The following is a 16,882-nucleotide window of genomic DNA, read 5'->3' as shown; positions in this document are numbered from 1 at the left end:
CTGCCGCCTCGGGGCGCACGGTCGGCCCGGTGCACGGGGACGGGCCACCCGCCTTCATCGGCCGGTGGCCGGCCCCGCGAGAACGCGGCCGGCCCGCGCGCGGCAGGCCGGGAGCGGCGTGCCGGACGCGGCGCGACAGGGTGTCAGGTCGACCAGACGACGTTTCCGTTGTCCAGGACGACCACCCTGCCGTCCGCGCGCAGGACCAGCTGGGCTCCCGGGTGGTCGTGGGTCTTGGAGGCCCAGATCGGGCGGTCGTCACCGTTGTGGATGACGAGGTTGCCGTCGGGCTGGAAGATCGCCCGGTGGTTCTGGCCGAAGGTCATCGCAGCCCAGATCGGCTTGCCGAACTCGTTGAGGACCACGAGGTTGCCGTCGGTCTGCATGACCATCTTGATGCGGTTCGTCGTCCAGGCCTGGTTGACCTGGATGACGCTGGGAGCCGAGATGGCCACCGTGCTCCAGTCCGGCTTCGGGGACGGCTTGGGCTTCGGCTTGACCTTGACCTTGGCCTTGGGCTTCGTCGCGGACGGGCTGGGAGTCGGCTCCGGCGCGGGGACGACAGGGGCGACGGCCTTCGGTTCGACCGGCTTCGGCTTCTCCTTGGTCGGGGACGGGCTCGGCTTCCCGGCCACGTAGTCCTCGAGGTCGGCGGGGGCGGAGTCGGGGTTGAGGACGGTGTCGGCACCCCCCGCCACCGGCCGCATCGGTGTGTCGTCCCCACCCTTGTCGTTGGCGCTTCCCACCAGCAGCAGGGGTATGGCGACCAGGGCCGCGCCGAGGAACGCGGCACCCGCCAGGACCGGCGTACGGGGGCGGCCGCCGTTGACGCCGGTGGCGGTCTTGGTTCCGGGCGCCGTCACGGCTGCCGTCGCGACGCCGACACCCTCCTCGGATGCCTCGGGCGCCTCGGACTTGGCGGCCGCGGGAGGGGTGGCCGCGGCGTCCCCGGCCGGGGCGGCGCCGGACTCCGCCCCGGGGGCGGCCGCGAGGGTCGGTGTCTCCTCGGCCGGTGCCGGTGCCGGTGCCGGTGCCGGTGCCGGTGCCGGTGCCGCGGGCCGGGAGCCGGCCTCGTCCGCGTCGGGGGCGGCGGCCGCCGTCGTGTTCGCGCCGGGGGTGGGGGGCTGGGAGGACATGCGGTTACTCCTTCTCGGTGGCGGAGCTGTCGGTGGGCAGCGGTGGGGCCGGAAGAACACCTGCGAGCCCTCGACGCATCGGCGGACGTCCCGTCGAGGGGGCCGGGACGCCCCGGTCCTCGCAGTCGATGCCGGGTGACCCGGCGCGGTGGCGGCCACTGGTCCGACGCCCTTCCGAGCTGTGAGGTGGTGCCGTGCGGCCCAGGTCCAGGCGTCCGGACCGTGAGGTGCCGCACGTCGAAGAGGCCGATGGCGTACACAACGTAGCCCTTCGGGGCGAGAACGGCCGCTCCCCAACCCCGACACCCCCTGTCGCTTTGTCCTCTTCCTGCTCACTGCTCCCGGAAAGTTCTTCATTCGGGCAGGGAACGGGCACGTCAGCGGCCCAAACAGACCCACTCCGAACTCCCATGGGCAGGACTCGTATGACATCCTGTTGGCTCCCCGATCTGATCAATGTCGGCGTGCGCGCGTGGCGTTTCAACAGCCGAGAATTCGTACAGACCCAAGAGTTCAGGTGGAGATGCGGCCCGGAGAGCGACAAGAGGGCGCGAACGGCGCCCCGTTCGTCATGCCCGAAGCCCCGGACCCGGCCGCCGGACGCGGGGTGAACGCCACCGAGGACACCGTCGCCGCCGACATACCCGAAGCCGTGAAGGCCGCAGCCCGCCGTGCTCCGGGACACTGGATCGGGGTGGTGGACCCGGAATGGACCGAGGAACGCACACCGGCCGAGTGGGCGGTGCTGGGGGAGTGGCAGTCGGACGAGAGCGGCGAAGTAGGGGAGTACCGCCCCAACCCGGCGTACCGGCCCTCGGCACGGATGCTCGGATGGCCGGAGCCCACCGATCCGGTGGACGCCGCCGCGCAGCGGGCCGCCACCGGCTACGGCTCGGTGGAAGAGGCTCTTGCCGCGCTCGCCGAGGCGGACGTCACCGTGGCGCGCGGACCCGAGGGCGGGCCGCTGACGGCAGCCGGGCGGGACGGGGCGCCGGTGGTCCTGTTGTTCACCTCGCCCGCACACGAGTTCATGTCGTCGGCACTTCACCATGACAGGCTGCCGGTACAGGAACTGTCCCGCTCACTGAAGGATCCCGGCACCATGCTGATGGTCAACGCGGGAGCCGCCGCCCCGTTGCTCGTCCCGGCACGGAGCCTTCCCGGGGGCCCTGCGCGAGCCGAGGGGGACACATGGGCGCCCGCGGCGGAGTACGGCTCCGCCTCCGCTGCCGCGGACCCCGTCGGCACCGAGGCCGCGGAACCGGCCGCGGACCGGACCGACAGCACATCCGAACACCGGCCCCACACCACAGGGAGGACCCCGTGACGAGTTCGTCCCAGCAACCCCCCGCCTCCCCGAAGGCACGCGCCGAGTCGGCCGCCTCCGGGGGCGAGGAGCCGGCCGCCGGCACCGCCTCGGCCCCCGGCACCGCGTCCGCCGCCCCGGCCGCGCCCGCGTCCGGATCCGCAGGGTCGACGACCGCGGCGGAGCCCAGCACGGCCGGTACGCAGGCCGCGGAGGCCGGGAAGGCGTCCGGAGAGGCCGCGAAGAAGCCCGGCGAGACCGTGAAGGAACCCGCGGGATCCGCAGAGGGCACGACGGCCGGCCCCGGAGCCGGCGCCCGGTCGGATTCCGAGTCCGAGGCCGAACAGGGCGGCACCGCCGCCGCGCAGAGCCGGCTGCCCGCGCTCGTGCGGACCATGACCGCGACCGCGATCGGCCGGCCGGAGCACGACGCCGGCCCCGTGGGCAGGCCCGGCAAGGCGGTACTGGCCGGAGCGGCGGTGGCGGGGGCGCTGCTCGTGTCCGTGCCCTTCCTGATACTCGTCGGCAACGACGACAAGGGCCCCGAGCAGCCGTCGGTGGCCGCGGCGGGGACCGTGCTCGACGGGAGCGGGCCGGACGCACCGGGTGACTTCGCCGTGACGCCGGCCGAGACCACCTCACCGCCCGCCGAGAAGACGAAGGCCGCCGACAAGCCGGTGACCGAGAAGCCGGTGGAGAAGGTGCCGGTGCCGGAGAAGGCGAAGGACGTGCCGAAGAAGGCGGCCGAACCGGAGGAGCAGCCGAAGAAGGAGAGCGCGGAGAAGAAGTCCGACAGCGTCAAGAAGCAGCCCGCGAAGGCCGCTCCCGCCGTCACACTCAGTGGGCCCGTCTCCTTCCGCAGCCATCTCTCCGGCCGCTGCATCGACGTACCGGGCCATGACTTCAGCGACGGCAAGGCACTGCACGTGTGGGACTGCAACGGCGCCCCCGCACAGCAGTGGCAGTTCGCCTCCGACGGCACCATCCGCATCAAGGGCCTGTGCCTGGACGTGGCCAACGCGAACTTCAGCGACGGCACACCCATCCAGATCGCCTGGTGCAACGGCAACGCCGCCCAGAAGTTCGCTCTGAACGGTGCGCACGATCTGGTCAACACCGTCGTCGGCATGTGCGTCGACATCGCGGGCGCCGACCGGAACAGCGGGGCGGCGCTGCAGTTGTTGCACTGCTCGGGCAACCCCGCCCAGAAGTGGAGCACCTGACCGCGACTCCTCGACGCCGGAAGCACCGCTCCCGGAACCCGTACGAACCGGGAACGAGGCATGATGGCATCGTCGGCTCGCCGACACGCGCCCCCGGCGAAATGGGGGAGCCCGCAGAAGACGCCGCCGTAGCAAGGAGGTTGGTGCGTGTCGCGCCAGGTACTGTCGGTCGGCCCCACCGACCGCTTTTCGACGATCGGTGAGGCACTCGCCGCAGCCCGCACCGGGGCGCTCATCAGCATCCGGCCCGGTACGTACGCCGAGAACCTGGTGATCCACACCAGGGTCACCCTCACCGCCGCCGAGGGGCGGGGCACGGTGGAGATCAGGCCGCGTTCGGGCAGCGTGGTCGCGTTGCGCGCCGACGCCGTGATGCTCTCCGAGCTGACCCTGCGGGGCGGTGACGCCGAACTGCCGGCCGTGGACGTGCGGCGCGGGCAGGCCGCGCTCGACGGCTGCGAGATCATCGGCGCCGCGTGGACCGCGATGCTGGCCGGGGGTACCGGTTCCCTCGTGCTGAGGAACTGCCGGGTGAGCAACCCGCAGGGCGCGGGCATCGTGGTGACCTCGACCACCCTCACCACTGTCGAGTCCTGCACGCTCGAACACCTGGGAACCAGCGGCCTGGTCCTCGCCGAGCAGGGCGAGGCACGCATGCGTGACTGCACGGTGCGCGACGCCCGCGGCAACGGCCTGCTGGCCAACGGTGAGACCCGCGGCAACGTGGAGGACTGCGACATATCCTCCACCGACAAGCCCTCCATAGCCCTGGAAGGGAACTGCACCGTCTCGGTGGTCCGCACCGTGGTGCACGACACCAGCACGGGCGTGCACCTGAGCAGTTCGGGCCGCACGACCCTGGAGGACGTCCGCGTCACCGGGGCCTCCGGGAACGGGATCGCACTGGCCGGGGGCACCGACCCGGTGCTGCGGCGCTGCCGCGTCTCACGCGCACGCGGTCACGGCGTGCTGGTCACCGACCGGTCCCGCGGCACCTTCGAGGACTGCTGGGTGGACGGCGCGCAGGGCGCGGCGCTGCGGGTCGCCGGGGCCGCCTCCCCGGCACTGACCGGCCTGACGGTCCGCGACTGCGACGGTCCCGGACTGCTCCTGGAGGACGACTCGGCACCGGAGCTGGACCGCCTGGAGGTGATCGGCGGCACGCCCGCGGTCGCGGTGGTCGGCGGAGCCAACCCCTTGCTGCGCAGGGCCCGGCTGGTGGAGCCGGCCGGCGACGGCATCGCGGTGACCAAGGACGCCCGGGGCCGCGCCGAGGACTGCGAGATCGTCCGGCCGAAGGGCGCCGGTGTGCGCGTGGCCTCCGGCAGCACCCTCTACCTGGCCGGTGGCGGGGTGTCCGACCCCGCCACCAACGGGCTGGTGGTGGAGGACGGCGGCAACGTCACCGTCCGAGACTTCCGTGTCGAGACAGCCGGTGAGGAGGGCGTGGTGGTCGCCGCGGGCGGCGAGCTGACGGCCAACCGCACCGCCGTGCACGCCCCCAAGGGGCACGGCTACCTGATCCGTGAGGGCGCGCTCGCCTCGCTCAGCGGATGCGAGGCCACCGGCGGATCCCAGGACGGCTTCCGGGTGGAGTCCACCGCGCCGGTCTCGCTCGTCAACTGCCACGCGCGGGAGAACGAGGGCGGCGGTCTGGTGCAGACCGTGCCCGGCGAACGTCTCGCGGTGGACAACCTGAACAGCGTGAGCAACGGCAAGCGGGACGCCTGGGGCACCGGCAGCGCCGAGAACACCGACCCGGCCGGCTCCGGCGCCGCGGACGCGCCCCCGCCGGACCGCGCGGACGGCCCGCTCGGCGCCCTCAACGCGCTGATCGGCCTGGAGAACGTCAAGCAGCAGGTGCGTACCCTGGTCAACCTCACCCAGCTCGCCCAGCGCCGTGAACAGCTCGGCATGTCAGCACCGCCGATGAGCAGACATCTCATCTTCGCCGGCCCGCCCGGCACCGGAAAGACGACCGTCGCCCGCCTCTTCGGCGCGATCCTGGCCGAGCTGGGCTCGCTGCGCAGCGGGCACCTGGTGGAGGTCTCGCGCGCCGACCTGGTCGCCCAGGTCGTCGGCGGCACCGCGATCAAGACCACCGAGACCTTCCAGCGGGCCCTCGGCGGGGTCCTGTTCGTCGACGAGGCGTACACGCTCACCTCGGACAGCGGCAACGGCGGCGCCGACTTCGGCCGCGAGGCCGTGGACACCCTGCTAAAGCTGATGGAGGACCACCGCGACGACGTGGTGGTGGTCGCGGCCGGCTACTCCCGCGAGATGGACTCCTTCCTCGCCTCCAACCCGGGCCTGGCCTCCCGCTTCTCGCGGACCGTCGAGTTCGAGAACTACTCCGTGCCCGACCTGGTCGCGATCATGGAGAGCATGTGCACCCAGCACCAGTACGAGCTGGGCGAGGGCACCGCGGCCGCCCTGGCCGCGCACTTCGAGGCGATGCCACGGGACGCCGGCTTCGGCAACGGCCGTGCCGCACGCGGGGTGTTCGAGGAGATGGTGGACAGACAGGCGGTCCGGCTCTCCGAGCAGCCGCAGGTCAGTGAGCACGACCTGCGGCTCCTGCTGCCGGAGGACGTCTCCGCCACCGCAGCGGCGGCGGCCACCGACACCGCCGTTCCGGACGACGACCCGCTGACCCGCCTCGGCGACATGATCGGCCTCGCCGAGGTGAAGCGCGAGGTCGCGGACCTGGTCAACCTCATCACCACGGCCCGCCACCGTGCCGCTGCCGGACTGCCGGTCCCGTCGCTCAGCAACCACCTGGTCTTCACGGGCCCGCCCGGTACCGGCAAGACCACCGTCGCCCGCCTCTACGGGGAGGTCCTGACCCAGCTCGGGGTACTCGACCGGGGCCAGCTGGTCGAGGCGGCCCGCGCCGACCTCGTCGGCCGCTACATCGGCCACACCGCACAGCTCACCCGCGAGGTCTTCGAACGGGCCCGTGGCGGCGTCCTGTTCATCGACGAGGCGTACACCCTCACCCCGCGCGGGGGCGGTGCCGACTTCGGCCAGGAAGCGGTGGACACCCTGCTGAAGCTGATGGAGGACCACCGCGACGAGGTGGTCGTCATCGTCGCCGGCTACACCGACGAGATGGAGCGATTCCTCGGCTCCAACCCGGGCCTCTCCTCCCGCTTCCCGCGCCGGATCGCGTTCGCCGACTACTCCTCGGAGGAGTTGGTCACCATCGTGCGGACCCAGGCCGCGAACATGGGCTACGAGTGCGGGCCCGGCACCGGTCCCCTGCTCAAGGAGTACTTCGACGCGATGCCCAGGGACCGTTCCTTCGGCAACGCCCGGCTGGCCCGGCAGGTGGTCGAGTCCATGGTCACCCGCCAGGCGGGACGGCTCAGTTCGCTGGCCGCGCCGACCCTCGACGACCTGCGCGTCCTCCTCCCCGCCGACGTCACGGCCGCGGCACCGAAGGTGGCGCCCCGATGAGGCCTCAGGGGAACGGGGCCGCCCGCCTGCTGTCCGGTGCCGGCCTCGCCGCCGCGCTGCTGCTGCCCACGGCCCTTCCGGCGCAGGCGGCACCCCCCTCGCGCGTCCCCGCGGCCGACGGGAAGAAGGGCCAGGAACTGCCCGGGATGCCCTCCGCCCTCGACCCCGAGGCCGAGGAGGTGGTCTGCACCCCGGCCTCCCGCGAGACGGCGAAGAAGCAGGACTGGTCGCGCCAGCGCCTCGACCTGGACCGACTGCACCGGCACAGCACCGGTGCCGGGGTGACCGTCGCGCTCATCGGCACCGGTGTCGCCCCCGGCGCGGCCGGGCTCAAGGGCCGGGTCACCGCCGCCGGTGAGGCCGCCGACGACTGCGTAGGAAGCGGCACGTTCCTGGCCGGCCTGATCGCCGGGACCGGCGGGGACAGCCCCCCTCTGGCCGGGGTGGCCCCGGGTGCCAAGATCCTGGCCCTGCGCGGCACCGACCGACGTGGCGGGGCGAGCGCGGACCTGGTCGTGGACGCGTTGCGTGCGGCGACCGAGGCCCGCGCCGAAGTGATAGCGGTGACGGTGGCTCTGCCGCGGCAGGACGCGGCACTGAGCAGCGCGGTCGCGGAGGCCCGCCGCGCGGGCGCCGTCGTGGTCGCGGCGGCCACCCCCGACCCGCCGTCCCGGGGCGGGTCCGACGAGGTACCGTCCCGCACCTACTGGCCGGCCGGTGAGCCCGGCGTCCTCTCGGTCGCCGACATGCTTCCCGGCGGCGCCCGTCCGGAGGGCTCCCTGCCCACCGACGGCGTCGACCTGGCCGCCCCGGGTGCGGGGGTGGTCTCCGGCGGCCCGCGTGGCAAGGGCCACTACCTCGGCGGCGGCGTCCCGGTGGCCACCGCCTACGCCGCCGGGGCCGTCGCGGCCGTCCGCGCCGCCCACCCCGACGACTCGCCCGAGGACGTCGTGCGCCGTCTGACGGCCACCGCCTACCCGGCCGACATCCCTCAGCTGGACGCCTACGCCGCCGTCACCTCGGTGCTCGGTGAGCCTGTCGCGTCCGCCGGGTCCGCCGGGTCCGCCGGGTCCGCCGCGGACAAGGACGGAACGGAACCCGTGACCGTCCGCGACACGGCCGCCGCGGACCGCGCCACCGGCCGGGCCACCCTCTTCGTCCTGCTCGGCTCGGCCGCCGTCCTCGCCGTCCTCTGGGCCGGTTTCGCCCTGTCCCGGGCCCGCGCCCGGGGGTGGCGCCCGGCGGGAGCGGCCGCAACGACGTCCGACTGACCGATCCGTGGCATGACGACGACACCCTCCTGAGGTACCGCCGCAGGAGGGTGTCGTCGTCATGCGTTCCGTCAGTCCTGGCTCCGGCTCTCCTCGATCAGCGCCGTCTGCATGAGACGCGGCCGGCGGCGCGCGATGTGGAGGGCCCGGCCCGGCGGGAGGTTGAGGGGCTTCGCGTCGCCGAAGAGACGGCCCTCCGTGGGCGGGCAGGAGAGCAGGACCGCGGGGTTGTTGGCCTCGTCGAGGCGGCGGATGAGCCCGTCGCTGAGGCCGCGGCCGGCACCCATGGCACTGCGGGCGACGACCAGGTGCAGACCCATCTCGAAACCGAGCGTCAGATTCTCGAAGAGCGGTTCGAAGGGACTCTGGAAGGAGTTGCCGGAGACCATGTCGTAGTCGTCGATCAGGACGAACAGGCGGGGCCCCGTCCACCAGTCGCACTTGCGCATACGGGCGGGCGCGATGTCGGCGCCGGGGACGCGGGACTTCATCGCGCGGGCCGCGCCCTCGATGGTCTCCTTGAGGTTGTCCAGTGAGATCACGTGCCCGATGCGGTACTCCTCGGGGATGGCGTCCACCAGGGTGCGGCGGTAGTCCACCGCGATGATCTTCGCCTCCTCCGGGGTGTATCGGGTGGTGATGTTCTTGGTGATGCCGCGCAGCAGGTTGGTCTTGCCGCTCTCGGTGTCGCCGACCACGATCAGGTGCGGTGTACGGCTGAAGTCGTGCCAGACCGGTTCCAGCGCGTCCTGGTCGATGCCGAGCGGGATGCGCATGCCGCCGCCCTCGGTGGCCTCGGGTGCCGGGAGGTCGGAGGCCGGGAGCCTGTGCGGCAGCATCCGGACCTGCGGCGCGGGTGCCCCCGTCCAGTGCCGGGAGATCTCCGCGACCAGGTGCGTGACTCCGTCGCCGAGGTCGTCGAGGGAGCCGCTGCCGTCCAGCCGGGGCAGGCCGGCGAGGAAGTGCATCTTGCTGTCCGCGGTGATGCCGCGTCCACCGCTGCGCGGCACCGAGCGGGCCTTGCGGGTGTCGATCTCGGAGTCCATCGGGTCACCCATCCGCAGTTCCAGGCGGGTGGCCGCCTGGTCACGGACCTGGGCGGACAGCTCCACCCAGCGCGTGGTGGTGATGATCAGGTGGATGCCGTAGTTGAGCCCCCGGGCGGCGAGTTCGTTGAACTTCGGGATCAGGTCGTCGTAGTCCTGACGGACCGTGGACCAGCCGTCGACCACCATGAACACGTCGCCGAACGGCTCGTCGGGGAACTCCCCGGCGGCCCGGCGGCGGCGGTAGGACTGCATGGAGTCGAGCGTGTGGTCCACGAAGAACTGCTCGCGGCGGGCGAGCAGCGTCATCACCTCGGCGACGGTCCGGTGCACCCGCTCCGGGTTGAGGCGTGCCGCGACCCCGCCGACGTGCGGAAGGGCGGCGAGCTGCGACAGGCCGCCGCCGCCGAAGTCGAGGCAGTAGAACTGGATCTCGGCGGGGGTGTGGGTGAGGGCGAGGGCGGCGATGAGCGTGCGGGCGAGTGTGGACTTGCCGCTCTGCGAACCGCCCGCGACGGCGACGTGGCCGCCGGCTCCGGAGAGGTCCACGACCAGCGGGTCGCGGCGCTGCTCGAAGGGCTTGTCCACGAGACCGACCGGGACCCGCAGCCGTCCGGTGCCCGGCCACCCGGCGGCGGTGAGGCCGCGCTCCGGGTCGGGCGTGATGCCGGGCAGCAGGACGTCCAGCGGGGAGGGCTCGTCCAGCGGCGGCAGCCACACCCGGTGGGCGGCGGGCCCGGAGCCGCGCAGCCGGTCGAGGGCCACGTCGAGCAGGGCCTCCTCCTCGCCCGTCTCCTCGGCCTCCGGCTCCGGCTCGGTGGCCGGGTCCAAGGTGCGCGGCACCACCCAGCCGCTGGTCCACGGCACCACCTGGCTGGCCACCCGGGCCTGGACGACCGCGCCGGTGCGGCGCCCGTACGTGCCGGACGAGTAGGCGGCGCGGAAACGTGTGAGGGCCTCCACCCCGGACTTCAGGTAGCCGCTGCCCGGCTGGGCAGGCAGCTCGTAGGCGTCCGGAACGCCGAGCACACCGCGGCTCTCCATGGCGGAGAAGGTGCGCAGACCGATGCGGTACGAGAGGTGGCTCTCGAGCTGGTGCATGCGGCCCTCGTCCAGGCGCTGCGAGGCCAGCAGCAGGTGCACCCCGAGGGAGCGGCCGAGCCGGCCGATCATCACGAACAGGTCCATGAACTCCCGGTGCGCGGACAGCAGCTCACTGAACTCGTCGACCACCACGAAGAGGCTGGGCAGCGGGGTGAGGTCCGTCCCCCCGGCGCGGGCGCGCTCGTACTCCAGGGCGGAGGTGTAGTTGCCGGCGGAGCGCAGCAGCTCCTGGCGCCGGATGAGTTCGCCGTGCAGGGCGTCCTGCATGCGCTCGACCAGGGCGACCTCGTCGGCGAGGTTGGTGATGACGGCGGAGGTGTGCGGGAGTTCCTCCAGACCGAGGAAGGTGGCACCACCCTTGAAGTCGACCAGGATGAAGTTGAGGGTCTCGGAGGAGTTGGTCAGGGCGAGACCCAGGACCAGGGTGCGCAGGAGCTCGCTCTTGCCGGAGCCGGTGGCTCCGATGAGCATGCCGTGCGGGCCCATGCCGCCCTGCGCGGACTCCTTGATGTCGAGGTCCACCGGGCGGCCGTCCACGCCGACCGCGATCGGTACCCGCAGCCGTGCGGAACCGGTGTGCCGGTTGAAGAGGGTCTGCGGGTCGTGCCGGTGCAGGTCGGGGATGCCCAGCAGCGTGGTCAGCTCCACGTCCGTGTCCATCGGCTGCGCGATGTCGGTGCCCAGGCTCATCCGGCGGGGGGTGATCAGCCGGGCCAGCGACTCCGCGCCGAGGAGGCCGAGCCGGTCCGGCCGGCCGAGCGGCACCGAGCGCTCCTTGCGGCTGCGGTCGGTGCGCACCAGGCTCACCTGGTCCGTCCCGACGGTCAGCCTCAGGGTGTTGCGGCCCGGGCGCCAGCGCAGCGCCCCGGATATGTCGAGGGCGAGGGCGTTGCGGTAGCCGTGCCCCTCCCAGCGGTGGCCCTCGGGCACGGTGACGCCGTCCAGGACGACGATCGTGTAGGGCTCGTCGCGGCCGGGGCGCGCTTCCGGGTCGAAGCCGGGACGTTCGGCGAACTCGGCACCGAGGAGGTCGTCGAGTTCGGTGACGTCGGCGGTGATCCGGCGGGCCTGCCCGGCGCCGTCCTCCTCGTACGGGTCCAGCGTGTGCGGAAGCCACTTGGCCCATTCCCAGTCGGGCCGCCGCTCGTCACTGACGCAGAAGGCGATCCACAGCTCCTCCGGTGCGTGGAACACCGCGAGCTGCCCGAGCACGGCGCGCACCAGGGCGCGCACCGCCTCCTCGCCAGCCTCCCCGGACGGCGGGTCGCCCGCCCCGGCGGTCTCCTGGCCGGGTGTCTCCTCGGGGCGCAGCAGGATCCGGGCCGAGGACCGCAGGTAGAGGCCGAGGGGCTGCCCGGGGATCGTGGAGTAGGCGCGGACGAAACGGCGCAGGGCGTGCGCGCAGAGGGGTTCGAGGTCCTCCACCGGGCGGGTGGAGACCGGGGTCAGGGTGAGCGCGAGCTGCTGCTCGCCGACCGCGAGCCGGACCTCGCCGAAGTCCTCGTCGGCGGGACGGCGCTCCCACAGCCGTGAGGTGCGGGCCAGCGAGCGGAGCGACGCGGGCTCCGGGTGGCGCCAGGCCAGCGCCCGCTGCTGCTCCGTGATGGTGGCGCGGACCCGCTTGCGGATCTGTGCCAGGTACCGCAGGTAGTCGCGGCGTTCACCCTTCAAACGCTGCTTGCGCTCACTGGAGCGGCGCATCAGCTGACCCAGCAGCATGGCGCCGGCGGAGAGCGCCATGACACCCATCGCCAGGTACATGAAGACGCCGTTCCCGCCGCCGGGGCGCAGGAACATCAGCATCATCGAGACCGACATCAACGCCATCGGCAGATAGGTCCAGATCGCCGATGTGTCGGGCACCGTCTCGGCGAGGACCGGCGGCTCCTGGAGGGTCAATTGCCCTTCGGGCATCTCCGGCCCGCGCCTGCGGGCCGGGCGACGAAACAGCACGACACTCAAGGGAACAGAACCTCCGGTTCACTGAACTCTCCGGCCCGCACCGGAATTCCGGCGCACCCGGCGGTGGAAAGGGCCGCACCGCACTGATTCCCCGGGCACCACGTGACGCGCGGTGAACGCCGGATGAATGTTTCGAGCGGATGGCCGGGTGCGGGCACTTCCGTGATGGCCAACCACATACCGGATAAATGGAGTCCGGTCCGCAGCACGACCCCGTGGTCGTAGGCAGTAGTGTGCATTCACGGAACGCGACCTGTCCACGCGGGAGCGGTCGTCGCCGGGGCCCGCGGAGGCAAATTCCGCGCCCGGCCCCCCGGTTCGCGGCCGCGCGGACCTTCCGTACTGTTCGCACATCCCCTCTCGCGGGGAAGTCCTCCTGTCAAAGCCTTCCGGAAGACGAGAGTTCAGCTGATGACCGACAGCGCGGTGGCCGAATCGTGCCGCCTGACCGTACGTGCACCGAGCGTCAGCATCGATCTGGCGGTGCCCGCCGACGTACCGGTCGCCGATCTGCTGCCCACACTGCTGCGTTACGTCGGCGAGGAGGCCGAGGAGGCCGGACTCGACCACGCCGGCTGGGTGCTCCAGCGGCTGGGCGACGCCCCGCTCGACGAGGAGACCACCCTGGCACGTGCCGGGCTGGCCGACGGCGCCGTGCTCTACCTGCGCCCGCACACCGAGGCGCTGCCCGAGGCACGGCTCGACGACCTGGTCGACGGCATCGCGGAGACCGTGGGCCGACGGCTGCGCACGTGGTCGCCCGGCGCCGCCCGTGGCCTGCTGATCGGCACCGCGGTGGCGACCGTGGTGACCGCCCTCGTGCTGGTCTTCTGGCCGGGGGTGACGACCAGCTCCGGCGCCTCCCGGGCGGCCTGCGCGGCCTTGGTCGGGCTACTCCTGCTCGCGGGGGCGGGCTCCGCCAGCCGCGCGGTCGGTGACCGCCTCTCCGCGACCGCGCTCGGCCTGCTGGTCGCACCGTGCCTGGCGCTGGTCGGCTGGGTGCTGCCCGGCGGCGACCTGACCGGCCCCGACGCGGAGCAGGTCGCCGGCGCCCGGCTCCTGGCCGCGGGCGCCGCGGGCGCGGGAGGCGCGGTCCTCGCGCTCGCCGCCACCGCGGTCGGCGCCCCGGCCCTGCTGGCCACCGCGATGGTCGCGGTGGCCACGGCGATCGCCGGGGCACTGATGGGATACACCGGCCTGGACGTGCCTGCCGCGGTGGCGCTGGTGGCGACGGTGATGGTCCTCGCCGCCGGGGCGGTCGCACCGTTCGCCTTCAAACTGGCCGGGATGCGGATGCCTGCGCTTCCGTCCACCGCCGGACAGCTCCAGGAGGGCATCGACCCCTACGTGGGTGACGAGGTCGCCGAACGCACCGAGCTGGCCGGACGCTGGGTCACCGCGCTCTTCGCCGCCACCGGCACCATCGCCGCGGCCGCCCTGGTGGTCCTCGCCGAGAGGCCGAACCTGCCCGAGGTGCTGACGGGACTCGCGCTGAGCCTCCTGCTCCTCCTGCACAGCCGGGGCCTGGTGCACATCGGACAGCGGCTGACCCTGGCGCTGCCCGGGGTCCTGGGGCTGCTGCTGATGGCCAGGGCCTGGGCGTTCGACAGCGGGGCGGACGGCCGGGTGGTGGTCTTCGGCGTGCTGCTCGCCGCGGCGGCCGGACTCGTGACCGCGTCCTGGATACTGCCCGGCCGCCGTGTGCTGCCGTACTGGGGCCGTGCGGCGGAGCTGGCGCACACCGGCCTCGCCGTCGCGCTGCTGCCGTTCACCCTGTGGGTGGCGGGACTCTTCGGCTGGCTGCGCGGCCTGTTCGGCTGATGACGACAGCCGGACGCCGTTACACGAGAACGAGTTGAGGAGAGGCTGTGCAGTCCAAGCGCGACCAGGTACAGGCCCACGGTTTCATGATGGGCAGGCTCAGCTCGGGCCTGCTGACGGCCGACCCTGACGCCCCGGAGAGCCCCCTCGGGCGCACCACCCGGGGCGTGGTCTTCGGCGTGCTGGTGACGGTCCTGATCGGAGCGGGCGCCACCGTGTACGGATTGCTGCGCCCCGGCGGCAACGACGGCTGGCGTGACGCGAGGAACCTGGTGGTCAACAGGGACACCGGCGCCCGCTACCTGTGGACCGGCACCGACGGCGTGCTGCACCCCGTACGCAACTACGCCTCGGCGCGCCTGATCGGAGGCTCGGACCTTCCCACCGTGGACGTCGCCACCGCCTCGCTGCAGGACGTACCCGTGGGGTCCCCGGCCGGCATCCCCGGGGCACCGGACGCCCTGCCCGGACCGGGGCAGCTCGACGAAGGCGCCTGGCACATGTGCGTCACCGGGCCGGGCGGGGCGCTGGCCAGCACCTCAGGTGCCGCGGAGGGGACCGGGGTGGAGAAGCCGGGAGCCACGACCGTGGTCGCCGGGGCACCCCTGGACTCCCGCGGCGTCGGCGCCGACCGCGGGGTGCTCGTGCGCGGCCCGGACCGCACCGAGTACCTGGTGTGGCGGGGCAGCAGGCTGGCGCTGGACCGCGCCTCCGACGCCCGTACCGCTCTCGGTTACGGCTCCGAGCAGGCCATGCCCGTCTCGGCGGCCTTCCTCGACGCCCTTGCCCCCGGCCCCGCCCTGAAGCCGCCCGAGGTGGAGGGGCGCGGCGGGGAAGGACCGGTGCTCGGCGGTGAGGCCAGCCGGACCGGCCAGCTGTTCAAGGTCAGCGTGCCCGGCGGAGGCACCACGTACCACCTGCTGCGGAAGGACGGCCTGGTGCCGCTGACCCGGCTCGGCGCCGCGCTCGTACTGGGCGACCCGGCCACCCAGAAGGACGCCTACGAGGGGCAGTCGCCCGAGGCGCGTGCGCTCGGCGCTGACGCGCTGCGCGAGCACAGGGCGGAGGACTCCGGCACCGCCGGGTCCGCGGAGCTGCCCGAGACACCACCGGTCCCGCAGTCGGCGCCGCGGGGAACCGCGCTCTGCGCCCAGGTGGACGGCGACAACGGTGGCGCGCGGATCAAGTCGGTGCTGGTACCGCTGGCCGAGCTCGCCCCGGTCGCCGTGTCGGAGGGAACCGCCCAGCCGATCGAGGCGGCCTGTGTGAGGACGGACATCACGGTGGTGCGTCCCGGTCACGGGGCGCTCGTCCGCGCCCTGCACGCGAGCGGTGCCGCGCACGCCGGCACCACCTACCTGGTGGCGGAGAACGGCGTGAAGTACCGGGTTTCGGCCAAGGACTCCCTGGCGGCGCTCGGCTACGCCGAGAAGGACATCAGCTCGGTACCCGCACCCATGCTGGCAGCCCTGCCGACCGGCGCCGACCTCGACCCGGCAGCCGCGTCCGGTGCCGCGCAGGCCAAGGTCACGGCCCCGCGGTGCGGTCCCGACGAGCCGGGGAAGCAGGGCGGGGGGACGGCCGAGAAGGACGAAGCGGAGCGGGTGGACCAGGCCGCAACGGAGGGCGCGTCCGGGGCTGCCGGCTCCACGTCCTGAACACCCCGGCAACCGGCTCCCACAGCGTCGAGGAATGGGACGGGGAGGGCGGGTGTCACTTTATGCTGCGCTCTCGTCGCTCTGAGGTGAATTAGCCGCGCGTCGAACGCGGCGCGAAAGCTCAGAATTTGCTCAAACTTTTTCGACCGCCGCGCTCCCGGAGGCCCGGCCCCCGGTCACGCCCGCTTCACCGGAAACGGGCGGCTCCGATGACCGTTCACGGCGAAGGGCCGCCCGTTTACTGACCGCATGATTCGGAACGGGGCGTTGGCGGCCCATCCGCCCTGCCCACCGGGTGTCGCATGTTCATTTTGCGGAAACATCTCGACAACTCCATTGCCGTGCAGGGATTCCGGCGAGCTGACCTATGCTCAAATCTTCCCAGCATCCGTTGCGCCGGACGGTGGATTCTCTTTAGCCTCAGCGGGCAACGGTGCGAGGAGACTCGCCTGAACGAAGGGAGCGTGACATGGCGGACGGTTCCGGCAGGAAAGCGGAATATGCCAAGGGCTTGGGAGGTGTCTCCTCCCTGGAGTCGGCCCGGGCCGCGGTCGAGAAGATCCAGAACAACGTGGCCGAGGTCGCGGCGCGTTCGGGTGTCGGCGGCGACGAGGGCCAGGCTCTGCTGAAGCTCTTCCGCAGCTGGAACTCCGAGGCGCAGAAGGTCGTCGTCCAGATCAGCAAGATGATCGACGCGCTCCAGGAGAACGTGACCTCGGCCAACCGCCTGGCGAAGGAGAACCAGGACCTGACCGAGGTGCTCAACAGCAAGACCAGCCAGGGTGTCTTCGAAGCGCTGCGCTGACCCACCCCCCCCAGCGGCATCCGGCCCCTTCGAGGGGGCCGGCACCCGTGAGCTTCCCGGGCCTTGACGCCCGGCCACCCGAGAGGAGACG

At 72.9% G+C, this 16,882-nt stretch carries 9 protein-coding genes; 7 read left to right on the top strand and 2 right to left on the bottom strand.

The window, feature by feature from the left end:
- Nucleotides 1–143: 143 nt before the first annotated feature.
- Nucleotides 144–1,136 carry a mannose-binding protein gene (locus LWJ43_RS07265; protein ID WP_277331475.1) on the bottom strand — a complete coding sequence of 331 codons (993 nt, stop codon included), beginning with the start codon at nt 1,134–1,136 and terminating at the stop codon, nt 144–146.
- A 571-nt stretch (nt 1,137–1,707) separates the two neighbouring features.
- Between LWJ43_RS07265 and LWJ43_RS07260 the strand changes: the two genes are divergently transcribed.
- The 4 genes from LWJ43_RS07260 (at nt 1,708) to LWJ43_RS07245 (ending at nt 8,395) form a co-directional block, all read left to right on the top strand.
- Nucleotides 1,708–2,463, top strand: a complete 756-nt coding sequence (locus LWJ43_RS07260; RefSeq protein WP_277331474.1) for a type VII secretion system-associated protein — start codon at nt 1,708–1,710, stop codon at nt 2,461–2,463.
- Nucleotides 2,460–3,665 (top strand): ricin-type beta-trefoil lectin domain protein, encoded by a 1,206-nt coding sequence (locus tag LWJ43_RS07255; protein ID WP_277331473.1) that lies wholly within the window; start codon nt 2,460–2,462, stop codon nt 3,663–3,665. Before LWJ43_RS07260 ends, LWJ43_RS07255 begins: the two co-directional genes overlap by 4 nt.
- 147 nt (nt 3,666–3,812) lie before the next feature.
- Entirely contained in the window at nt 3,813–7,124 is a 3,312-nt protein-coding gene (locus tag LWJ43_RS07250; RefSeq protein WP_277331472.1) for a right-handed parallel beta-helix repeat-containing protein, read from the top strand.
- Nucleotides 7,121–8,395: a S8 family serine peptidase gene (locus LWJ43_RS07245; RefSeq protein ID WP_277331471.1), complete on the top strand. Its 1,275-nt coding sequence runs from the start codon at nt 7,121–7,123 to the stop codon at nt 8,393–8,395. Before LWJ43_RS07250 ends, LWJ43_RS07245 begins: the two co-directional genes overlap by 4 nt.
- Nucleotides 8,396–8,466: 71 nt before the next feature.
- Here LWJ43_RS07245 and eccCa read toward each other — a convergent pair whose 3' ends face one another.
- Nucleotides 8,467–12,507, bottom strand: coding sequence for a type VII secretion protein EccCa (eccCa, locus tag LWJ43_RS07240; RefSeq protein ID WP_277331470.1), 4,041 nt, complete (start codon nt 12,505–12,507; stop codon nt 8,467–8,469).
- 411 nt (nt 12,508–12,918) lie between these two features.
- On the opposite strand from eccCa, the gene eccD reads away from it, so the two are divergent.
- From eccD to LWJ43_RS07225, 3 genes are all read left to right on the top strand, one after another.
- Nucleotides 12,919–14,328, top strand: coding sequence for a type VII secretion integral membrane protein EccD (eccD, locus tag LWJ43_RS07235; protein WP_277331469.1), 1,410 nt, complete (start codon nt 12,919–12,921; stop codon nt 14,326–14,328).
- A gap of 47 nt (nt 14,329–14,375) precedes the next feature.
- The gene (gene eccB / locus LWJ43_RS07230; RefSeq protein ID WP_277331468.1) at nt 14,376–15,986 is read left to right on the top strand and encodes a type VII secretion protein EccB; all 1,611 of its coding nucleotides are present in this window, start codon (nt 14,376–14,378) and stop codon (nt 15,984–15,986) included.
- Between the two features lie 469 nt (nt 15,987–16,455).
- Nucleotides 16,456–16,791, top strand: a complete 336-nt coding sequence (locus tag LWJ43_RS07225) for a hypothetical protein (protein WP_031098256.1) — start codon at nt 16,456–16,458, stop codon at nt 16,789–16,791.
- The last annotated feature ends 91 nt before the right edge of the window (nt 16,792–16,882 follow it).

This window comes from Streptomyces sp. JH34, from assembly GCF_029428875.1.
Lineage (GTDB): Bacteria > Actinomycetota > Actinomycetes > Streptomycetales > Streptomycetaceae > Streptomyces.
The sequence above is the reverse complement of the archived record's forward strand: the minus strand, read 5'-3'. Positions and strand labels throughout refer to the sequence as shown.

Excerpts from the sequence above, each read along its gene's own strand:
- eccD (WP_277331469.1), top strand. The coding sequence starts at position 12,919 with ATGACCGACAGCGCGGTGGCCGAATCGTGCCGCCTGACCGTACGTGCA.
- LWJ43_RS07260 (WP_277331474.1), top strand. The coding sequence starts at position 1,708 with ATGCCCGAAGCCCCGGACCCGGCCGCCGGACGCGGGGTGAACGCCACC.
- LWJ43_RS07265 (WP_277331475.1), bottom strand. The coding sequence starts at position 1,136 with ATGTCCTCCCAGCCCCCCACCCCCGGCGCGAACACGACGGCGGCCGCC.
- LWJ43_RS07245 (WP_277331471.1), top strand. The coding sequence starts at position 7,121 with ATGAGGCCTCAGGGGAACGGGGCCGCCCGCCTGCTGTCCGGTGCCGGC.
- LWJ43_RS07225 (WP_031098256.1), top strand. The coding sequence starts at position 16,456 with ATGGCGGACGGTTCCGGCAGGAAAGCGGAATATGCCAAGGGCTTGGGA.